The 17,880-nt window shown below is 68.7% G+C and carries 20 protein-coding genes; 10 read left to right on the top strand and 10 right to left on the bottom strand.

The window, feature by feature from the left end; genetic code table 11:
* Nucleotides 1–176: 176 nt before the first annotated feature.
* The 3 genes from VM306_RS32115 to VM306_RS32125 form a co-directional block, all read right to left on the bottom strand.
* Nucleotides 177–2,696, bottom strand: coding sequence for an ABC transporter permease (locus VM306_RS32115; RefSeq protein ID WP_325521510.1), 2,520 nt, complete (start codon nt 2,694–2,696; stop codon nt 177–179).
* Nucleotides 2,689–3,459, bottom strand: coding sequence for an ABC transporter ATP-binding protein (locus VM306_RS32120; RefSeq protein WP_325521511.1), 771 nt, complete (start codon nt 3,457–3,459; stop codon nt 2,689–2,691). The genes VM306_RS32115 and VM306_RS32120 overlap by 8 nt, the downstream gene beginning before the upstream one ends.
* A gap of 369 nt (nt 3,460–3,828) precedes the next feature.
* Entirely contained in the window at nt 3,829–4,815 is a 987-nt protein-coding gene (locus tag VM306_RS32125) for an LLM class flavin-dependent oxidoreductase (RefSeq protein WP_325521512.1), read from the bottom strand.
* Nucleotides 4,816–4,845: 30 nt separating this feature from the next.
* Here VM306_RS32125 and VM306_RS32130 point away from each other — a divergent pair, with 30 nt between their 5' ends.
* The 5 genes from VM306_RS32130 to VM306_RS32150 are packed head-to-tail and all read left to right on the top strand — an operon-like array spanning nt 4,846 to nt 7,508.
* Nucleotides 4,846–5,115 carry a GNAT family N-acetyltransferase gene (locus VM306_RS32130; protein ID WP_325521513.1) on the top strand — a complete coding sequence of 90 codons (270 nt, stop codon included), beginning with the start codon at nt 4,846–4,848 and terminating at the stop codon, nt 5,113–5,115.
* Nucleotides 5,116–5,151: 36 nt separating this feature from the next.
* Nucleotides 5,152–6,144 (top strand): MBL fold metallo-hydrolase, encoded by a 993-nt coding sequence (locus VM306_RS32135; RefSeq protein WP_325521514.1) that lies wholly within the window; start codon nt 5,152–5,154, stop codon nt 6,142–6,144.
* Nucleotides 6,141–6,866 carry a lysophospholipid acyltransferase family protein gene (locus tag VM306_RS32140; RefSeq protein WP_325521515.1) on the top strand — a complete coding sequence of 242 codons (726 nt, stop codon included), beginning with the start codon at nt 6,141–6,143 and terminating at the stop codon, nt 6,864–6,866. Before VM306_RS32135 ends, VM306_RS32140 begins: the two co-directional genes overlap by 4 nt.
* The gene (locus VM306_RS32145) at nt 6,863–7,012 is read left to right on the top strand and encodes a hypothetical protein (protein WP_325521516.1); all 150 of its coding nucleotides are present in this window, start codon (nt 6,863–6,865) and stop codon (nt 7,010–7,012) included. The genes VM306_RS32140 and VM306_RS32145 overlap by 4 nt, the downstream gene beginning before the upstream one ends.
* A gap of 55 nt (nt 7,013–7,067) precedes the next feature.
* The gene (locus VM306_RS32150; protein WP_325521517.1) at nt 7,068–7,508 is read left to right on the top strand and encodes a ClpX C4-type zinc finger protein; all 441 of its coding nucleotides are present in this window, start codon (nt 7,068–7,070) and stop codon (nt 7,506–7,508) included.
* On the opposite strand, the gene VM306_RS32155 is transcribed toward VM306_RS32150, so the two are convergent.
* From VM306_RS32155 to VM306_RS32165, 3 genes are read right to left on the bottom strand one after another with little or no spacing between them, the layout of a single operon-like run.
* Nucleotides 7,483–7,923, bottom strand: coding sequence for a response regulator (locus VM306_RS32155; protein WP_325521518.1), 441 nt, complete (start codon nt 7,921–7,923; stop codon nt 7,483–7,485). The genes VM306_RS32150 and VM306_RS32155 overlap by 26 nt on opposite strands.
* Nucleotides 7,916–9,436, bottom strand: a complete 1,521-nt coding sequence (locus VM306_RS32160; RefSeq protein WP_325521519.1) for a sensor histidine kinase — start codon at nt 9,434–9,436, stop codon at nt 7,916–7,918. Before VM306_RS32160 ends, VM306_RS32155 begins: the two co-directional genes overlap by 8 nt.
* Entirely contained in the window at nt 9,433–10,578 is a 1,146-nt protein-coding gene (locus VM306_RS32165) for a PP2C family protein-serine/threonine phosphatase (protein ID WP_325521520.1), read from the bottom strand. Before VM306_RS32165 ends, VM306_RS32160 begins: the two co-directional genes overlap by 4 nt.
* A gap of 66 nt (nt 10,579–10,644) precedes the next feature.
* Between VM306_RS32165 and VM306_RS32170 the strand changes: the two genes are divergently transcribed.
* Nucleotides 10,645–11,130: a GNAT family N-acetyltransferase gene (locus VM306_RS32170; RefSeq protein WP_325521539.1), complete on the top strand. Its 486-nt coding sequence runs from the start codon at nt 10,645–10,647 to the stop codon at nt 11,128–11,130.
* On the opposite strand, the gene VM306_RS32175 is transcribed toward VM306_RS32170, so the two are convergent.
* From VM306_RS32175 to VM306_RS32190, 4 genes are all read right to left on the bottom strand, one after another.
* Nucleotides 11,065–11,535 (bottom strand): YkvA family protein, encoded by a 471-nt coding sequence (locus tag VM306_RS32175; RefSeq protein ID WP_325521521.1) that lies wholly within the window; start codon nt 11,533–11,535, stop codon nt 11,065–11,067. The two genes, VM306_RS32170 and VM306_RS32175, sit on opposite strands and share 66 nt — an antisense overlap.
* Nucleotides 11,536–11,550: 15 nt before the next feature.
* Nucleotides 11,551–11,961, bottom strand: coding sequence for a hypothetical protein (locus VM306_RS32180; protein WP_325521522.1), 411 nt, complete (start codon nt 11,959–11,961; stop codon nt 11,551–11,553).
* 82 nt (nt 11,962–12,043) lie between these two features.
* Entirely contained in the window at nt 12,044–12,787 is a 744-nt protein-coding gene (locus VM306_RS32185; RefSeq protein WP_325521523.1) for a zf-HC2 domain-containing protein, read from the bottom strand.
* Nucleotides 12,784–13,353 carry a sigma-70 family RNA polymerase sigma factor gene (locus tag VM306_RS32190; protein WP_045315736.1) on the bottom strand — a complete coding sequence of 190 codons (570 nt, stop codon included), beginning with the start codon at nt 13,351–13,353 and terminating at the stop codon, nt 12,784–12,786. The genes VM306_RS32185 and VM306_RS32190 overlap by 4 nt, the downstream gene beginning before the upstream one ends.
* Before the next feature lie 114 nt (nt 13,354–13,467).
* Between VM306_RS32190 and VM306_RS32195 the strand changes: the two genes are divergently transcribed.
* From VM306_RS32195 to VM306_RS32210, 4 genes are all read left to right on the top strand, one after another.
* On the top strand, nt 13,468–14,067 hold the full coding sequence (locus VM306_RS32195; protein WP_325521525.1) for a hypothetical protein: 600 nt from the start codon (nt 13,468–13,470) through the stop codon (nt 14,065–14,067).
* Between the two features lie 61 nt (nt 14,068–14,128).
* Nucleotides 14,129–14,839, top strand: coding sequence for a DUF4142 domain-containing protein (locus tag VM306_RS32200; RefSeq protein WP_325521527.1), 711 nt, complete (start codon nt 14,129–14,131; stop codon nt 14,837–14,839).
* A 165-nt stretch (nt 14,840–15,004) separates the two neighbouring features.
* Entirely contained in the window at nt 15,005–15,832 is an 828-nt protein-coding gene (locus tag VM306_RS32205; protein ID WP_325521529.1) for a 4Fe-4S domain-containing protein, read from the top strand.
* Complete coding sequence (locus VM306_RS32210; protein ID WP_325521531.1) at nt 15,829–17,211, top strand: FAD/NAD(P)-binding oxidoreductase; 1,383 nt, start codon at nt 15,829–15,831, stop codon at nt 17,209–17,211. Before VM306_RS32205 ends, VM306_RS32210 begins: the two co-directional genes overlap by 4 nt.
* Nucleotides 17,212–17,880 lie beyond the last annotated feature (669 nt).

A 17,880-nucleotide genomic window follows, 5' to 3' on the forward strand; every position in this document is an offset into this window, starting at 1 on the left:
CCGCGTCGAGGCTGCCCGACTCCGGGCGGACAGGTCGGCGAAGAACTCACCGAGGCGCTGGAAGAGGTGCGTGCGGTCCTCGCGAAAAGGGCCGCCTACCGTCCAGGAGACGGTCGGCGGCCCCGCTTGCTCAGCGTGATCCAGTTCCCCGTTGGAGAGGAACGCTCAGGAGAGGATCACTCGTAGGCGATCGCGTCCAGCACGTTCAGCCGGGCCGCCCTGATCGCCGGCAGGATCGCGGCGACCACGCCCACGAACGCCGCCACCACCAGGTACTGGACCATGGTGGCCCAGGGGAACCCGATCTCCGAGATGCCCTGGTCCTTCAGCGCCTGCACGGTCGCGACGCCCAGCGCGAGACCGACCGCCAGGCCGAGCACCGCGCCGAACACCGAGATCACCACCGACTCGACGGTGATCATCCGCATCACCTGTCCCCGCCTCATGCCGATGGCGCGCAGCAGGCCCAGTTCGCGGGTCCGCTCGATCACCGACAGCGCCAGCGTGTTGATGACGCCGAGGACGGCGATCAGGATCGCCAGCGCCAGCAGGATCTGGATCATCAGCAGGACCGTGTCGAACTGCGACGTCGTCTGCTTCACGAACGCGCTGCGGTCCTGGACGGTGATCTCCGGGTTGTCGGCGAACAGCGGTTCGACGCGCTTCTGCACGTCCGCCGCGGACACGCCGGGCCGGACCTGGACGAACGCCTGGGCGATCTGGTCCGACCGGAAGTTCGCGCCCGCCGACTCCGGCAGCACGAGCGCGCCCTGCAGCACCTGCGTCTTGACCCAGATGAAGCCGACGGTGAAGTCCTTCGGCTCGCCCTTGGCCAGTTGCAGCGTGACCTTGCTGCCGACCGACCAGCCCTTCTCGGCCGCCAGCTCCTCCGGCAGCGCTACCTGGTCGTCCTCGAGCGGCGCGATGTCACCGGACTTCGGCTTCAACGCGAACATCGTCGCCAGCGCGGGCATGTCGGTGACGCCGACCGCGAACATCTGGCTCTCGCCCTGCAGCACGCCGTCCTGCGACCAGCCGACCGCGGACCTGACGCCGTCGGTCTTCTCGATCTTCGTCAGCACGTCCCGCTTGAACGTCGCGGGCCGGCCCTCCATCTGGCCCTCGCCGGAGATGATCAGGTCGGTCTGCAGCTGACCGGAGGCCAGCTTCTCGATCGACTTGGTCGCCGACGTCAGCACCACGCTCACGCCGGTGATCAGCGAGATGCCGACCATCAGCGCCGCCGCGGTGATCGCGGTCCTGCGCGGGTTGCGCGCGGAGTTGCGGCGTCCCAGCAGCCCTGGCACCGACCACGACAGCAGGCGGCCGATCAGCGACACCATCGGCTTGGAGAGCATCGGGGTCAGCAGCGCGACGCCGACCATCGCCACCAGGATGCCGCCGAAGATCAGCGGCAGCGAGGCCTGCTGGAAGCCGAAGCCCAGCGACGTGCCGCCGGCGGCCAGCACCAGTGCGCCGGTGACCGTGATCTTCGTGAGCGGCCGGTCCGGGGTGGCCGCCTCGCGCATCGCCGCGACCGGGGCGATCCGCGACGCGCGCAGCGCGGGCATGACCGCCGCGACCATCGTGACGACGATGCCGACGGCGAACGACGAGATCACCGCCGACATCGGCACGCCGATGCCCGCGAGCTGCAGGTTCGTGCCGCCCACCGAGCTGAAGATCTTGGCGAGCAGCGCACCGATGCCCACGCCGGCCCCGAGGCCGACGATCGACGCGATCAGGCCGATCACGAACGCCTCCATCACCACGGAGCCGATGACCTGGCCGCGGGAGGCGCCCATCGACCGCAGCAGCGCGAGCTCACGCGTGCGCTGGGCCACGATGATGGAGAACGTGTTGAGGATGATGAAGATGCCGACGAACAACGCGATGCCGGCGAACCCGAGCAGCACGTAGTTGAAGAACTTCAGGCCCTCGTTGATCTGGTCGGACTGCTCCTTCGCCAGCGTCGCACCGGTCTTCACGTCGTAGGCGGAGCCGAGCTTCGCCGCGACCGCGTCGCGCAGCGCGTCGTCCGACTGCCCGTTCGCCGCCGTCACGGTGATCGACGAGTACGCGTCCTTCTTGCCCAGCAACAACTGCTGCGCGACCGGCTCGGTGAACGCCACCGACAGCTCGCCGCCCATGGACTCGCGGCCGCCCGCGTACTCGTAGACACCGGTGACCTTGAAGGTCTTCTTCGGTTCCAGCGTGAGCAGCGCGATGTCGTCGCCCACCTTGAAACCGCCGGTCGACGCGAGGTACGCGCCGATCACGACCTCGTCGTCGGCCCGAGGCGCCCTGCCCTCGCGGATCTGCTCGAGTCCGTTGCCCGTCCAGTTGGCGCCGTACCGGGGCGCGCCGGACGTGGTGATGACCTTGCCGTTCTTGCCGATCGGCCGCGCGGACCCCTGCACGTCGCCGACGGCCGACGCCACGCCCGGCACCGACTTCACGTCCGCGATCGCCTGGAGCGTCAGGGGTTCCGGCTGCTTGCCCTTCTCCTGCTTCGGCGACACCGAGACGTCCACGCCTGCGAAGGCCGACGAGAACAGGTCGGTGAACGACCGCTGCAGCGTGTCGGTCAGGACGAACGAACCGGACACGAACATCACGCCCAGCACCACCGCGAGCGCGGACAGCACCAGCCTGAGCTTGCGCGACAGCAGGCTCTTGATCGTCGCCTTAAGCACCGGGCACCGCGCTGTGCTGGAAGTCCGGCGCGTCGAGGTGCTTCATGGTGTCGAGGACCTCTTCCGCCGACGGCGACAGCAGCTCGCGGACGATGTGGCCGTCCTTGAGGAAGATGACGCGGTCGGCGTACGAGGCGGCGTTCGGGTCGTGCGTGACCATGACGACCGTCTGCCCGAACTCACGCGCGGACCGCTGCAGGAAGCCCAGGACCTCCGCGCCGGACTGCGAGTCCAGGTTGCCGGTCGGCTCGTCCGCGAACACGACCTCCGGCCGTGACACGAGAGCCCGCGCGCACGCGACGCGTTGCTGCTGGCCGCCCGAGAGCTGCGTCGGCCGGTGGGTCAGCCTGTCCCTCAGACCCACCGTGTCGATGACGACGTCGAACCACTCCCGGTCGACCTTCTTGCCGCCGATCGCGAGCGGCAGCGTGATGTTCTCCTCGGCGGTCAGCGTCGGCAGCAGGTTGAACTGCTGGAAGATGAAACCGACCTTGTCCCGTCGCAGCTCGGTCAGCCCGCGGTCGTTCAACCCGGTGACCAGCGTGTCGCCCACCCACACCTCGCCGCGCGTGACGTCGTCCAGCCCCGCGAGGCAGTGCATCAGCGTGGACTTGCCGGATCCCGACGGGCCCATGATCGCGGTGAACCTGGACCTGTCCAGGTCGACGCTCACCCCCGCGAGCGCGGTCACGGCGGCGTCGCCGGACCCATAAGACTTCCACACGTCAACGGCTCTGGCCGCGACTCCATCAGACGCGCTCACTGTCTGTCTCCTCCTGTGGGTCTTGTGCGCACCATCTTCGGCTACACGGGCACACCGAAGGGTCAGGTTCTCCACTGAGACGACCCTGAGATTAACCCCGGTGACCCCGCCCCGCGTCGCCGCGCTGAGAGAACTCTCAGCTGCGCCAGGTGCTGCGGAGGAAACGATATTTCACTGCTGCGGCAGTGTCTTCCGCCTTCGGAGGACACTGCCGTCAACTTTCGCAGCGGAGCGACCTCATCAGTCCTCAATGGATTCCGGCTCGCACCCCACTCACGGGCTTTGTCCGCCACCCCGAAGAACGCCGACCCGCGCCCGTGTGCGCACCACCAGCTGGTGCGCGCGGAAGTCGGTGTCGAGGCGCTCGCGTCAAACAAGTTTCGGAAGCACTTCCGCACCGAACAGCCGGATCGTCTCGATGACCGATTCGTGCGGCATGCCACCGATGTCCACCATCACGAGGTGCGTGTCGATGGACAGCCGCTCCGCCAGCTCGTTGAGCCGGTCCGCCACCTCGTCCGGAGTTCCGCACACCGCGGCACCGTCCATGATGGCGTCGACGTCGATGTCCCCGTCGCCGCGCCACGGGTCCGCGAACCGCGCGTACTCGGCCAGGTGCGGCCGCCACCGCTCGCGGGCGTCGTCCCGCGCCACGAACACGTGGCTCGGCACGCCGACCCGTCCCGAAGGGAACTTCTCCCGGTAGCGCTGCACCACCTCGAGGTAGATCGACGGGTCGCGCAGCGTCGACGGCAGCATCAGCGGCATCTCCAGCTCCGCGCCGAGGTCCGCCGACACCGCCGACCCCGACCCGATCCACACCACCGGCCGCGGCTTCTGCACCGGCCGCGGCGTCGTGGTCACGTCGCTCAGCTGACCGCGGAACCGGCCGTCCCAGCTCACCGACGGCTCCTCCAGCAGCTTGAGCAGCAACCGCAGGTGCTCCTCGAACCGCGCCCGCAGCTCACCCGGCTGCACCCCGAACGCCGCGTCGGTCTGCTGGTCCACCCCGCGCGCCACGATCAGCTCCGCACGGCCGTTCGACAGCACGTCCAGCGTCGCGAGCGCCTCGGCCACCAGCACGGGGTCGCGGTGGGCGAGCAGCGTCACGCCGGTCGACAGCTTCAACGTCGACGTGCGCGCCGCCACCGCCGCCAGCAGCAGCTCGGGCGCCGACACGATGTAGCGGGTGAAGTGGTGCTCGCCGATCGCGACGCCCGCGAAGCCCGCCTCCTCCGCCACCACCGCCTGCTCGACCATCGCCCGCAACCGGTCGGCCTGGGAGACCTCCTCGCCCGTGCACGGGTTGGGCAGGTGGTCACCCAGGATCAGCAGGTAGACGTCCATGACCGTCATTTTCCATCCGCCCGGTGCAAGATGGTCGGCATGGTCACCAACAACGAGGCCGAGAGCCGTTACGAGATCCACGTCGACGGCGCGCTCGCCGGTTTCCTGGAGTACCGGACCATCGGTGACACCGTCGCCCTGGTGCACACCGAGGTGGGCGAGGAGTACGGCGGGCAGGGGCTCGGGGGCGAGCTCGCGAAGTTCGCGCTCGACGACGCCCAGGCCCGTGGGGTAAAGGTGTCACCCACGTGCCCGTTCGTGGCGAAGTACATCGACAAGCACCCCGAATACCGGGTTACTATCCGGTAGATAGTTGCGGGCGCTAACAATTGAGGTGAGCTGGCGTTGTGGAGTGAGCCGGGCGCGTTCGAGGTGGCACCAGGTGTGCACCGCATCCCGCTGCCGTTGCCGAACGACGGGCTGCGCGCGGTCAACGTCTACGCGATCGAGGACGGCGACGGTCTGGTCATGATCGACTCCGGCTGGGCGCTCGACGAGGCCAAGGACCAGCTCGAAGCCGCGCTCGGCACCCTGGACAAGGGCTTCGACGACATCCGCAGGTTCCTCGTCACGCACGTCCACCGCGACCACTTCACGATGGCGGTGTCGTTGCGCCGCCTGTTCGGCAGCAAGATCGGGCTGGGGCTCGGCGAGCAGCCGTCGTTGCGGCACCTGCTGCACGTGCGGGAGGACGGCAACGTCGCCGACCTGCGCAAATGGGGTGCGAGCGAGCTGGCGGAGGCGTGGATCAGGATCATGCACCACCCCGGCCGCGCCACCGCCGCCCTGCGCGACTACGAGGAGCCCGACGAGTGGCTCGTCGGCGGCGCCCTCGACCTCGAGCACCGCAGGCTGGAGGTCGTCCCGACGCCCGGTCACACCCGCGGTCACGTCGTGTTCGTCGACCACGCCGCGAAGGTGCTCTTCTCCGGCGACCACGTGCTGCCGCACATCACGCCGTCGATCGGGTTCGAGCCGCTGCGCCCCGCGCTGCCGCTCGGCGACTACATGTCCTCGCTCCGGCTCACGCGCGAGCTGCCGGACCTCAAGCTGCTGCCCGCGCACGGTCCGGTGACCGACAGCTCGCACGCCCGCGTCGACGAGCTGCTCGACTTCCACGAGCAGCGCCTGGAGGAGATCCTCAGGGCCGTGAGCGGCACCGCGTTCGAGACCGCGCGCAAGATCGGCTGGACCCGCCGCCAGCGCCGCTTCGACGACCTCGACATGTTCAACCAGGTCCTGGCGGTCGGTGAGACGGCCGCTCACCTGGACGTTCTCGTCGAACGTGGCGAATTGGCCCGAACGGAGAACGCCGGCGTGCTCGAATACTCCGCGTGACACCGTTCGAGCTGGCCTCCTGGACGTGGAAGATGCCCCGCAGAGGCCGGGGCTTCTGGTTCTCGCTGGCGATCGACGTGCTGTGGCCCGTCGTCGTGCTGTTCGTCCGGCTGAGGGTGCGCGGCAGGCAGCACGTGCCCGGCAGTGGCGGCGTGATCCTCGCGTTCAACCACCTGTCGAACGCCGACGCGGTGGCGGCCGTCGTGTTCTCGCTGATGTCGAACCGGGTCCCGCGCGTGCTCGCGAAGGCCTCCCTGTGGCGCCTGCCGCTCTTCGGCAGGGTCATGAGCTCCGGCGGCCACATCCCCGTCGAGCGGGGCACCGTGAAGGCCTCGGAGGCGCTCAGGCCCGCGGTGGAGGCCCTGCGGAACGGCGAGTGCGTGATGGCGTTCCCCGAGGGCACGTTCACCGACGACCCCGGCGAGTGGCCGATGAAGGGCAAGTCCGGCGTCGCGCGGATGGCCCTGGAAGCGCGCGTTCCCGTCGTGCCGGTCGCGGAGTGGGGCACCCAGGACCTGCTGCCCAGGGGCTCGGTTTTGCCGAGGTTGCTGCCGCGCAAGGCCGTCGAGGTCGTGGCGGGCGCACCGGTCGATCTGTCCGACCTGTACGGGCGCGAGCTCACGGCCGAAGTGCTGGCCGAGGCCACCGCACGGATCATGGACGCCATCACGACCATGCTGTCGGGCATACGTTCGGCTCAGGCGGGTAGCCCCCATGTATGACTGTGCAACAGGAAGCCGAACCGACCAGGCTGGTCCGTCCCGGTGGGACGGGCATGTGGGCTCCCGTGCTCCCCGACCCGCGTGAGTCGCAGGAGTGGGTGGTCCAGGCGGACGACGACCCGTTGATCGTGCGCGGCGTCGACTGACCTGCGCCGAACGGCTGTCTAGACACCCTAGACGCGTCTAGCTACCCTAGACGCCATGACACTCGACGAAGAACTGCTGGCAGCGGCACGCAGGGCGGGCACCGCCTCCGCCGCCGCGCAGGACCAGGCCGACATCGCCAAAGCCGTCTACCACCACAGCGTGCTGCGGCTGCACCGCGCCGGCGGGTCGATGCGCGAGATCGCGGAAGCGCTCAAGATGAGCCACCAGCGCGTCCACCAGATCGTCGAGCAGTCCAAGCGGGTCGAGCGCTGCTGGTTCTGCGCGCGCGTCGCCGACGAGGTCGGCAAGCTGATGGCGGGACCGGCGGCTCTGATCTGCGACCTCTGCGTCGCCGACGCCCAGGTGGGCGAGGTCGGCGACTGCTCGTTCTGCAGCGAGACCAAGCCGGTCCACTCCGGCGCCGAAGCCCGGATCTGCCGATCCTGCCTGGACTTCAGCGCGGCCGTGATCAGCGCGGCAGCTTCACCACGGTGACGAAGAAGTCGTCTATCTGGCGGACCACGTCGATGAACCTGTCGAAGTCCACCGGCTTGGTGACGTAGGCGTTCGCGTACAGGCTGTAGCTGCGCAGGATGTCCTCCTCGGCCTCCGAGGTCGTCAGCACGACGACGGGGATCGAGCGCAGCTCGGCGTCGGCCTTGATCTCGCTCAGCACCTCGCGGCCGTCCTTACGGGGCAGGTTCAGGTCCAGCAGGATCAGGCCCGGTCTGGGCGCGTTCACGTACTGGCCCTGCCGCCGCAGGAACTCCAGCGCCTCCACACCGTCCTTGACGATGTGCAGCATGTTGCGGATCTTGTGGTGCTCGAACGCCTCCTGGGTCATCAGGGCGTCGCCGGGGTCGTCCTCGACGAGCAGGACGTCGATCACGTTCAAGGGTGACTCAGACATGTACTTCCTCAGCTTGTGCGACGAGTTCGGGTACCACGGGGAGGGTGAACTCGAAACTCGTCCCGGAGTCCACATCGGTCTTCAGCCAGATCGTGCCGCCGTGGTACTCGACGATCTTCCGGCACATCGCCAGTCCGATGCCCGTGCCCGGGTAGGCGTCCTTCGGGTGCAGGCGCTGGAAGATGACGAAGATCCGGTCAGCGTACTCGGGCTCGATCCCGATCCCGTTGTCGTGCACCGTGAACTTCCACGTCTCCCCGTCGCGCTCCGCCCCGATGGCGACCACCGGATCGGACGGGCCCCTGAACTTCAGGGCGTTGCTGATCAGGTTCTGGAACACGGCGCTGAGCAGGGTCGCCTCACCGCGCACGGAGGGCAGCTCCTCGACCACGACGCGCGCGCCGGTCTCGTCGATGCGCTCCGAGAAGCTGTCCAGGACCTGGCGCAGGATTTCGTTCAGGTCGATCACGGTCTGCTCGCGGGTCAGCCTGCCGACGCGGGAGAACGCCAGCAGGTCGTTGATCAGGCCCTGCATGCGCTTCGCGCCGTCCACGGCGAAGCCGATGTACTGGTCGGCGCGCTCGTCGAGCTGGCCGCCGTAACGGCGTTGCAGCAGCTGGCAGAACGAGGCGACCTTGCGCAGCGGTTCCTGCAGGTCGTGCGAGGCGACGTAGGCGAACTGCTCCAGCTCCGAGTTGGACCGCTGCAGCTCCGTCTTCGCGGCGTCGAGCGTCTCGAGCTCCTGCACGATCCGGCGGCGCATCGCGTCCACGTCCTCGGCGAGCATGACCGTCTCGCGGGGACCGCTCGCGTCGATCTGGTGCGCGAAGTCGCCGGACGCGACCTGGCGGGTGTGGTGGGCGAGATCCGCGAGCGGCGCGATCAGCAGGCGGTGCAGCAGCAGCGACAACCCGCCGATCACCACGACCAGCAGCACGCCCATGCCGATGACCAGCCACAGCACCACGGACGCCGCGTAGGAGAGCTCGGCGCGCGCCGTTTTGCCGAGTTCCGCGATGTCGGCCTGCAACGCCGCCACCTCGACGCGGAGCTGGTCGAAGATCACCTTGCCGCGATCGATGTCGCGCGTGGAGGAGATGACGGGCCCGGAGAGCCGGATGCCCGCGATCGTCGGTTCCGCGTACTGGCCCCGCCACTGCCGCGCCAGGTCCTCGATGCGCCCCACCCGGCCGTTGACGTCGCCGATGAGGTCGCGCACGCTCTCCGCGGACTCCACCTCGGTCGTGCGCCCGTCCAGGTACGGCTTGAGGAAGGCGTCGTCGCCGGTCAGCACGAACCCGCGCAGACCCGTCTCCTCGTCGAGCAGCGCGCGGTTCAGGTCCTTCGCCATGCGCCCCGCGGGTTCGACCCGGTCGACCGACCGCGCCCGCGCGTTGCTCAGGCTGTCGAGGGCGATGACGGTCGACGCGATCATCATGGATGTCATCGCGAGCAGGACCACCACGATGGCGGTGAGCAGGCGGCTTGCCGGCAGCTTGTGCGGCAGCGTCACTTTCCGTCCTTCAACAGCAGGATTGCCACGTCGTCGTCGAGCGGCCCGCCGTTGAGGTCCGTCACCTCCGCGATGACCGAGTCCATCCAGTCGGGGCCGGTCCGCAGGTGTCTGTCCAGGATTTCGCACAACCGTTCTACACCGAGCCTGTCGGTGTCGTCGGGGACCCGGCCCTCGATCAGCCCGTCCGTGTAGCAGGCGAGCGACCAGCCGGTGGGCAGGGGCACGTCGACGCCGGTCCAGCCGTAGTCGGGCAGCACGCCGAGCGGGACGCCGATCTTCGACTGGGGCAGGTCGACGATCTGGCGGCCGACCATCAGCAACGGCTCGGGGTGCCCCGCGAGGAAGTAGCGCGCCGAACGCCGGTCCGGTGCCACGGTCACCATGCACGCCGTGGTGAAGATCCCCTCGGCGTGCCGCTCGGCGACCAGCACCTGGTCGAGCGTCCGCAGCACCTTCTCCGGCGGCTCGCCGGCGAGCACCAGCGCGCGCCACGCGATCCGCAGGCAGACGCCCAGCGCCGCCTCGTCGGGGCCGTGGCCGCAGACGTCTCCGATGATCGCGTGCACGGTGCCGTCGGGCATGCCGACCGCGTCGTAGAAGTCGCCGCCGAGCAGCATGCGCTGGCCACCGGGCTGGTAGCGGACGTCGAGCCCCAAGTCGGAGTTCTGCAGCAACGGGGGAGGGAGCAGGCCGCGTTCGAGGCGGGCCCGTTCCGCGGCGATCAGCTCGGCCTCGCGCAGCAGGCGCTGGGCGTCCTCGGCACGGCGCCGCTCGACGGCGTACCGGACGCCGCGCAGCAGCAGCTCGCCGTCGACCTGGCCCTTGATGAGGTAGTCCTCGGCACCGGCTGCGACGGCGTCGATGCCCTCGCGCTCGTCGTCGAGACCCGTCAGCACGAGGATCGCGGGCGCGTTCGGTTTCTTCAGCAGCCGGTGCAGGCCGTCGAGGCCCTGCGAGTCGGGCAGGCCGAGGTCGAGCAGCACGCACTGGGCGTCGGAGAGCTTTTCCTCGGCCTCCGCGAGCGTGTGTGCGCGCGACAGGATGAAGGGCGCGCTCGCTTCTTCGAGCAGCGCCTCGACGAGCACAGCGTCTCCATCATCGTCCTCGACCAGGAGGACGCGCACGGTCTTCGTTCGCATCAAGCCTGAACTTTAACGTCAATGGGCTGCGAGGTCCGCGTCCGACCTACCAGGATGGTGGGCGTGTTGATCCGTCTCGCCCAACCAGCCGAACTGACGTACCTCCAGGAGATCGAAAACTCCTCCGGTGAGGCCTTCCGCGACATCGGGATGCCGGAGATCGCCGACGACGCCCCGATGTCCCTGGAGGACCTCGCTGAGCACGAGGTATGGGTCGCCATAGGAGCGGAAGGCGTGCCCGTGGCGTTCATCGCGATCGGTGACGTCGACGGCGCCACGCACGTCCACCAGGTCAGCGTGCACCCCTCGCACGCACGCCAGGGGATCGGCGCCGCGCTGATCGAGCACGTGACCCGCGGCGACCGCCCCGTGACGCTGACGACCTTCCGCGACGTGCCGTGGAACGCGCCTTATTACGAGCGGCTGGGCTTCCAGACCGTGACCGAGGCCTCACCCGGCCTCGCCGGGATCATGCGCGAGGAGGCCTCACGGGGCCTCGATCCCGCGAGCAGGGTCGCGATGGTCCTTCTCCCAGCGCAGGTACGAGCCTGAGGTGAGGGACAGGCTGCTCAGCAGCCACACGAGGACACCCGCGTCGTCGGTCACCCCGATCACCGGCAGCAGCTCCGGCACGAAGTCGATCGGCGACACGAGGTAGACCAGCGCCACCGCCCACAGCACCACCTGGCTGCGCGGCAGGTCCGGGTAGGCGCCACCGCGCCACGCCCTCCACAGCCGTGGCAGGGCCTTCGCGCGCTGGATCGGGTTCCCGACAGGGCCGGGGCCCTTCTGCGCGCGTTTGCGGCGGTTGCGCAGCACACCCAGGCCCGCGAACACCAGGCCGAGCGGGATCATCACCCACCCGGCGACCGCGGGGCTCAGGCCGCCCAGCGGTGCGTCGCGGAACAGCAGGATCAGCAGGCCGGACAGGGAGATGAGCGATCCGAAGACGACCATCTTGGCTGCGGCTCCCTAGCTAGGTTCCTGGAAGAGCATCGTCGGAATGGCCTTGTGCGGCTGCCTGGGCTGCTGGGGCTCCGGCTCACGCAGCTCGATCACCGGTTCGGGTTCCACGGCGGGGACCTCTTCAACCACCGGTTTGCGCGCTGCCCTCACCGGCGCCACGTAGGGCTGGTCGAGGGCGGCGCGCGCCTTCGAGATCCAGACCTTCTGCATGCCCTCGTCCTTGCTGCCGGCCGCGGTGGCCGCGAGTCCGGAAAGGACGCCGCGGACGCGGGGGACCAGCGCCGGATGACGCCGGACCGCGTGCCACACCGCGTGATCATCCGGTAGCCGGGCGGCCACGAGCTGCTTGACCTGAGCGCGCAGCTCCTCTGTGGACAGATCGAGCCAGCGCTCGACCGCTGACGGGCCCATGGTCACGTGGAAAGCCTCCCCGAAACGACAACTGCCCCCACAGGATCTCACGGATCCGATGAGGGCAGTGGGCTGGTGTCGGGAAACGTCAGGAGGCGACGGCCTCGAGCAGGGTCTTGCCGTTCTCGTCGACGATCCGGAAGGTCGCGATCTCGTGCCAGCGCATGGCCACGTTCGCCTGCAACCGGACGGTCTTGGTGTCACCCGCGACCTTGTCGGGCGCGTACCAGGAGGTGACCTGGGCGACGCGGCCCGCGCGTCCCACCGCGACGAGCGATCCCCTGCTGGGGCCGGACATGCCGCTGACCTCGATGTCCATCGAGGTTCCCCAGGGCTCGTCCGAGGCGGCGATCTTCGTGGAGACGCCGCTGTTGGGGTCCTGCTGCTGCACCTTCATGGAGGCGTCGCTCTTGTTGTTCGCCACGGGCGTCTGCGACGTCGTGGTGTTCGAGTTCTGAGGCGAAGCCTGGTTGGAGCCGTCGTCGCCACCACGCACTACCAGCGTCGTCGCGACGATCGTCACCGCCACGATGCCGGCGGCGGCGGCCGCGACACCCTGGGCGACGAACCAACGCCGGCGCTTCCTGCGTGCGGCCACGGCGTCGAGCATGACCCGGACCGACTTGCCGTCCGGTCGTTCCGGGGCAGTACCGCGGAGCATTCCGCCCGCGTCGGCCTCGTCGATGAGGTCCGGCACCACCGCGAAGTCGCGCAGGTCAAGAGCACACCGCCGACATTCGGTCAGGTGGTTCTCGAACGCCTCCACCTCATCGGCATCGAGGATGCCGAGCACGTAGGCGGCGACGTCGAGGTGATCTGGTGCCGTTGTCACCGCGTCTCTCCCCGATCGTGCAACGCACGCCGCAACGCACGGAGCGCGTAGTACACCCTCGACTTGACCGTTCCCGGTGGCACTCCCAGTGCCGCCGCGGCCTCACCGACGGTGCGGTCCCGCAGATATGTTTCGAGAATAGCCTCCCTGTGTTCCTCCGAGAGACCGTTCATCGCCTCCGCCACGACGATCGCCGCGAGGGTGCGATCCTCTTCGCTTCCGGAAGGCGACTCGTCCGAAGGGGTCAGTTCGAACTCCTGCGGACGGACGCTCCTCTTGCGCCTGTCGTCGATGACCAACCGCCTTGCCACCGTGAACAACCACGACCGCAAGAGCACGGGGTCGCGCTCGAGTTTCTCGGCGTTCCGCCACGCCCTGACCAGGGTTTCCTGCACGATGTCCTCGGCCCACTGACGATCGTGGCCCGTCAACCTCATGCAGTGTCCCAGCAGGGCACTGCCGAATTCCTCGTACAGACGACGGATCAACTCTTCCTCGAGGGATCCCGGTCTTGGTGATTGCTCGTCTAACTCACGTTGACGTCTATGCCGCGCCACGGGGGACATCCTTGCCCTATCAACCGTCTCAAGTCGAGAGGCAAATATTCCTCACGAAGTTCGTGAACCGTTGCCGGATCGTGTCCGTACTCCTCGGTACCCGAGCCGAGAAAGGACCAGCCGATGCGACGTGGACAGGCCATCACCGCCCTGGCGGCACTGGCTCTCAGCCTCACGGCGTGCGGCGGCACCCAGACCCCTCCAGGAGGGGCCGCCACGGGCGGCTTGCAGGCGAAGAACGCTGATCTGAGCGGATCGATGATGCTCTTCATCTCGAACACCGACCAGATGGGCTGGTTCGTCACCGATGGCGACGGACTCCCGCTCTACCGCTACGACAAGGACGTTCCCAAGCCGTCCAAGTCCAACTGCGAGGGTGAGTGCGCCAAGGCCTGGAAGCCGGTCCTCGCGGACAAGCCCGCCATGGCGACCGGGGTGGACCCGATCTCCATGGGCACCGTGACCAGGGCGGACGGCAGCAAGCAGCTGACGATCGCCGGCTGGCCGCAGTACACCTACGCCGAGGACAAGGCCGCCGGTGACATGAAGGGGCAGGGCAAGGGCGGTGTGTGGTTCGCCACTGCCCCCAACGGCGCCAAGATCACCGGTGGGAAGGCGCAGAACAACAGCAACAAGAGCAGCAGCACGCCGAGCACGTCCCCCAGCTCGGGCACCGCCCGGACGCCGCAGTCCGAGCCGCCACCCAGTGCTCCCGGCTACTGAGCCCCCTGCTCACCCGAATCCCCCTTGCCGACTTCCCTTGAACAACGAGGACATCAAGACGATGACCAGAGCCCTCGCCACCGTCTTGGCGATGTTGTTCCTCTTCGCCGGACTCACTCCCGCGGTGCAGGCACAGCCAGCGGACACCGGTGGAGTGCAGGACACCCCCACGGGACCGTTGACCGCGAACGACCGTGATCTGCTGAACAAGGTGCGCCAGGCAGGCCTGTGGGAGATGCCCATGGGTGAACTCACGGCCACCAAGGCGTCGAACGCGCGGGTCAAGCAGATCGGCAAGATGATCATGCTCGACCACATGATGCTGGACGCGCTGACGAAGAAGACGGCCGCCCAGTTCGGCCTCACGACGCCCGACGTGCCGAACCCCGCGCAGCAGTCGTGGATGGAGGAGCTGAACGGTCTCGAAGGAGACGCGTTCGACCAGGCCTTCGTCGCGAGGCTGCGGGCCGCGCACGGCCAGGTCTTCAACTTCATCGCGAAGGTGCGCACGCAGACCCGCAACGACGTCATCCGCGGGTTCGCGCAGGCCGGCATCGACGTGGTGATGAAGCACATGACGTTGCTGGAGAGCACGGGCCTCGCGGGCGACTCGTCGTTCGCGGAACCCCAGCCCGCCGGCGGCATCATCAACGCGACCCTGGCCTCGAACGAGGGGCCGAACATGTGGGTGATCCTCACGGTCACCGCCGCGGGGGCGGTCCTCACGGTTCTCCTGCTCCGAGTGCTCCGCCCGCGACGACCGGTGCGGTGATTGGGCAAGACCTCGTCCGAACAACGGGAAACGGAGGTGGTGTCGCGACGTCACAGGCACTCCAACGCGGACCTGTTCCCACCCGCCCGGCCCTGATGTGTCCACTCCTGCACCTGCGGGGCCGGGCGGGTTCCCGCGAGAAGTTCTTTTCCGGAGGAAGAGTTGTTGTCGAGCCAGATTCCGCTCCTGGTGGCCCAGTCGTCCGAGTTCGACGCGGGCGTCAAGAAGATGGCCCAGATCTCCGCCAGGCTGGCTTACGTCCTGATGTGCGCCACCTTGTCCTGGGGCGTGCTGATCGCGACCGGATGGGCGGAGAAGCTCACCGGCCGTGAAGGGCTGAAGAACGGGCACATGGTGCTCGCCTCGCTGGCGATCGCGTTCGGCTGCATCCACGCGTTCGCCTTCACGTTGATCCAGACCGGTACGTTCAGCTTCATCAAGCTCGTCCTGCCGTTCGTGGACGGCGGTCTCTTCCGGCACGCGCTGGGCATCCTCGGCCTGGAGGTCATGCTCGCGATCGCCGTGCTCGCCTCGATGAGGCACAAGGTCTTCTACCGCAAGTGGTTGCGGTTCCACCAGACGGCGTACATCGCGGTGACGATCACCGTGGTGCACTCCTGGTTCGGCGCCATCGCGAACGGCAACCTGTCCGTTCTCTGGCTGGCCGGCCTCACCGTCCTCGTTCCCACCGCGACCCTGGCACTGGCCCGGTTCCTGCCCCCCGAGGTCCTCGTCCGGATCGGCATGCTCGACGCCGAGCGCGGCAAGGAACCCGGTGTCGGCGAGGGCGACGCGATGGACGTGAGCGTCAACAACGAGAAATGCCACCGCTACGGCACCTGCCAGGCGGAGGCACCGGACGTGTTCCAGCTGATCGAGGACAACCGCCTGACCTACAACCGCCGGCCGCCGGAGGAGCACTTCGCCCAGGCCCGGTCGGCAGCCCGCGCGTGCCCGATGCGCGCGATCGAGATCAGGGAGCGAGTGAAGTGAGCGAACGGATCGTGGTCGTCGGCGGCGGACTCGGAGGAGTCCGTTCCGCGGAACGGCTGCGGGAGATGGGCTTCGACGGGCAGATCACCATCCTGTCCGCCGAGCGGCACCTCCCGTACCACCGCCCGTGCCTGTCGAAGCAGATCATCACCGGCGAGTGGACCCCGGACGACTCCCTGCTGTCGTTCTCGGGTGACCTCGACGCCGAGTGGCGGCTGAACTCCCCCGCCCTGCACCTCGACCCGAAGAAGCAGTCGGTGTGGGTGCCCGGCGGCGAGGAGATCAAGTACGACGGCATGATCATCGCCACCGGCGTCGACGCCAGGGCGATGGGCGGGGCTCCGCGCCACGACCCGCGGGTGCACGTGCTGCGGACGCTGGACGACGCGGTCGCGATCCGCAGGAACATCCGGCAGTCGCAGGGCCTCGTCGCCGTCATCGGCGGCGGGTTCATCGGCTGCGAGCTCGCCTGCTCCGTCCGCCACATGGGCCGCGACGTCGCCCTGATCGTGCGCTCGCCCGCGCTGCTCGGCGGTGTCGTCGGCGACGACATCGGCAAGAAGATCACCGAGGCGCACGTCGAGCACGGCGTCCGCCTGGCCACCGGTGTCGGCATCAAGCACTGGGTGCGCCAGCCCGGAGGCATCGGCATCCACCTGAGCGACGGCCAGGTCTTCTTCGCCTCGTGCGTCGTGCTGGCCGTCGGCGCCTCCCCGGCCGTCGGCTGGCTGCGCGGCTCGGGCCTCGACATCGAGGACGGCGTGCTGTGCGACGCCACGAACCACGTGGTCGGCGCCGAGAACATCGTCGCCTGCGGTGACGTGGCCCGCTGGCCCAACATGCGCTTCAACGGCGTCGTGCGCCGCGTCGAGCACTGGCTCAACGCCGTCGAGGGCGGCCGTGCCGCGGCAGAGAACCTCCTGGTCGGCCGCAACCACGCCAAGATCTACACGCCGGTCCCGCGCTTCTGGACCGAGCAGTACGGCATGCGCGTGCAGGGCGCCGGCCTCCCGGTCCTGGGCACCGACACCACCGACGTGAACGGCCTCACCGGCTTCATCGCCAACGGCAAGCTGGTCGGCATCGTGGGCCTGGAGTCGCCCGGCAAGATCATCACCGAGACCCCGGAGCTCTTCCGGCAGAACCAGGTGGACACGACGAACACTCCCGTGTGGACGCAACCGGAGCCCGAACAGGCTCCCGCCGCACAGGAGGTCCTGCCCACGACCCACATTCCGGTTCCCGAACCGGTCGCCGCCCTCGCATCATCGGTTCCCCCGTCGGTCTCGTCGTCGATGTCCCCGCCATTGCAGCGGCGGAGGCACTCGCGGTCGAGGCCGGAGATGGTGCGGTCGGGCGGAGGACGTGCGAGGCCCTAACCAGGTTGGGGGAGGACTGCCTGCCGGCACAGGGCAAGCGGGGACGGCGAACTCCGACGTCGCTCCGCGTGACCAGGTGGCGGACCTGTGACGTCACGCGGGCGATGCGCTCGTTTCCCGCGTCGGTGGGCGGACTTCCCTTTCTCGTGCGTCACATCGGCGGTGTGGCGGCTCGGCGGGCTCCCGGGTCGCCACACCGGCCTTGTTTTGGGGGGACCAGGGCCGAGACAGGGCCGCGCCTGGGCCGAGACGGGGGCCGTGCGGGTCGGCTTGCGTTGGCTGGTTGCGGGTTCCAGCGGAGGGGTCACCGGCCGTGCTTGTGTCGCCTTGCGAGGGTGGTTGCTCGGGCAGGTTTCGACGCCGGGTTGTTCATCGCCGCTTCGCGTCGATTGCGATTGGGGCTTGACTTCGGGGCCCTTGCGAGGCGCTTCATCGGGCGGAAGAGGCCGGACGCTCCGCGCCCGCCCGATCCCGGCGAGGTAGCACCTCGCACCTAAAGTCAAGCCCCAATCGCAAAACCAAGGGCTACACCGCTCACCGGCGGTTCACAAGGCTGTCCGGCTCGCTTCGCATCGCGGCTTCGGGTGTGCCTTGGCTTCGCCGTTGGCCCGCGTTGCCGTGTGGGTGGTTGCCTTGCGTTGGTGCCGTGCGAGTGGCTGCCTGTGGGGA

This window comes from Lentzea sp. (assembly GCF_035525475.1).
Classification (GTDB): Bacteria; Actinomycetota; Actinomycetes; order Mycobacteriales; family Pseudonocardiaceae; genus Lentzea.

Bases quoted from the DNA above. Each gene is read 5' to 3' on its own strand.
- VM306_RS32125 (WP_325521512.1), bottom strand. From the start codon at position 4,815: ATGACGGTCATGGACGTCTACCTGCTGATCCTGGGTGACCACCTGCCC.
- VM306_RS32130 (WP_325521513.1), top strand. From the start codon at position 4,846: ATGGTCACCAACAACGAGGCCGAGAGCCGTTACGAGATCCACGTCGAC.
- VM306_RS32145 (WP_325521516.1), top strand. From the start codon at position 6,863: ATGACTGTGCAACAGGAAGCCGAACCGACCAGGCTGGTCCGTCCCGGT.
- VM306_RS32150 (WP_325521517.1), top strand. From the start codon at position 7,068: ATGACACTCGACGAAGAACTGCTGGCAGCGGCACGCAGGGCGGGCACC.
- VM306_RS32155 (WP_325521518.1), bottom strand. From the start codon at position 7,923: ATGTCTGAGTCACCCTTGAACGTGATCGACGTCCTGCTCGTCGAGGAC.
- VM306_RS32165 (WP_325521520.1), bottom strand. From the start codon at position 10,578: ATGCGAACGAAGACCGTGCGCGTCCTCCTGGTCGAGGACGATGATGGA.
- VM306_RS32175 (WP_325521521.1), bottom strand. From the start codon at position 11,535: ATGGTCGTCTTCGGATCGCTCATCTCCCTGTCCGGCCTGCTGATCCTG.
- VM306_RS32190 (WP_045315736.1), bottom strand. From the start codon at position 13,353: ATGTCCCCCGTGGCGCGGCATAGACGTCAACGTGAGTTAGACGAGCAA.
- VM306_RS32195 (WP_325521525.1), top strand. From the start codon at position 13,468: ATGCGACGTGGACAGGCCATCACCGCCCTGGCGGCACTGGCTCTCAGC.
- VM306_RS32200 (WP_325521527.1), top strand. From the start codon at position 14,129: ATGACCAGAGCCCTCGCCACCGTCTTGGCGATGTTGTTCCTCTTCGCC.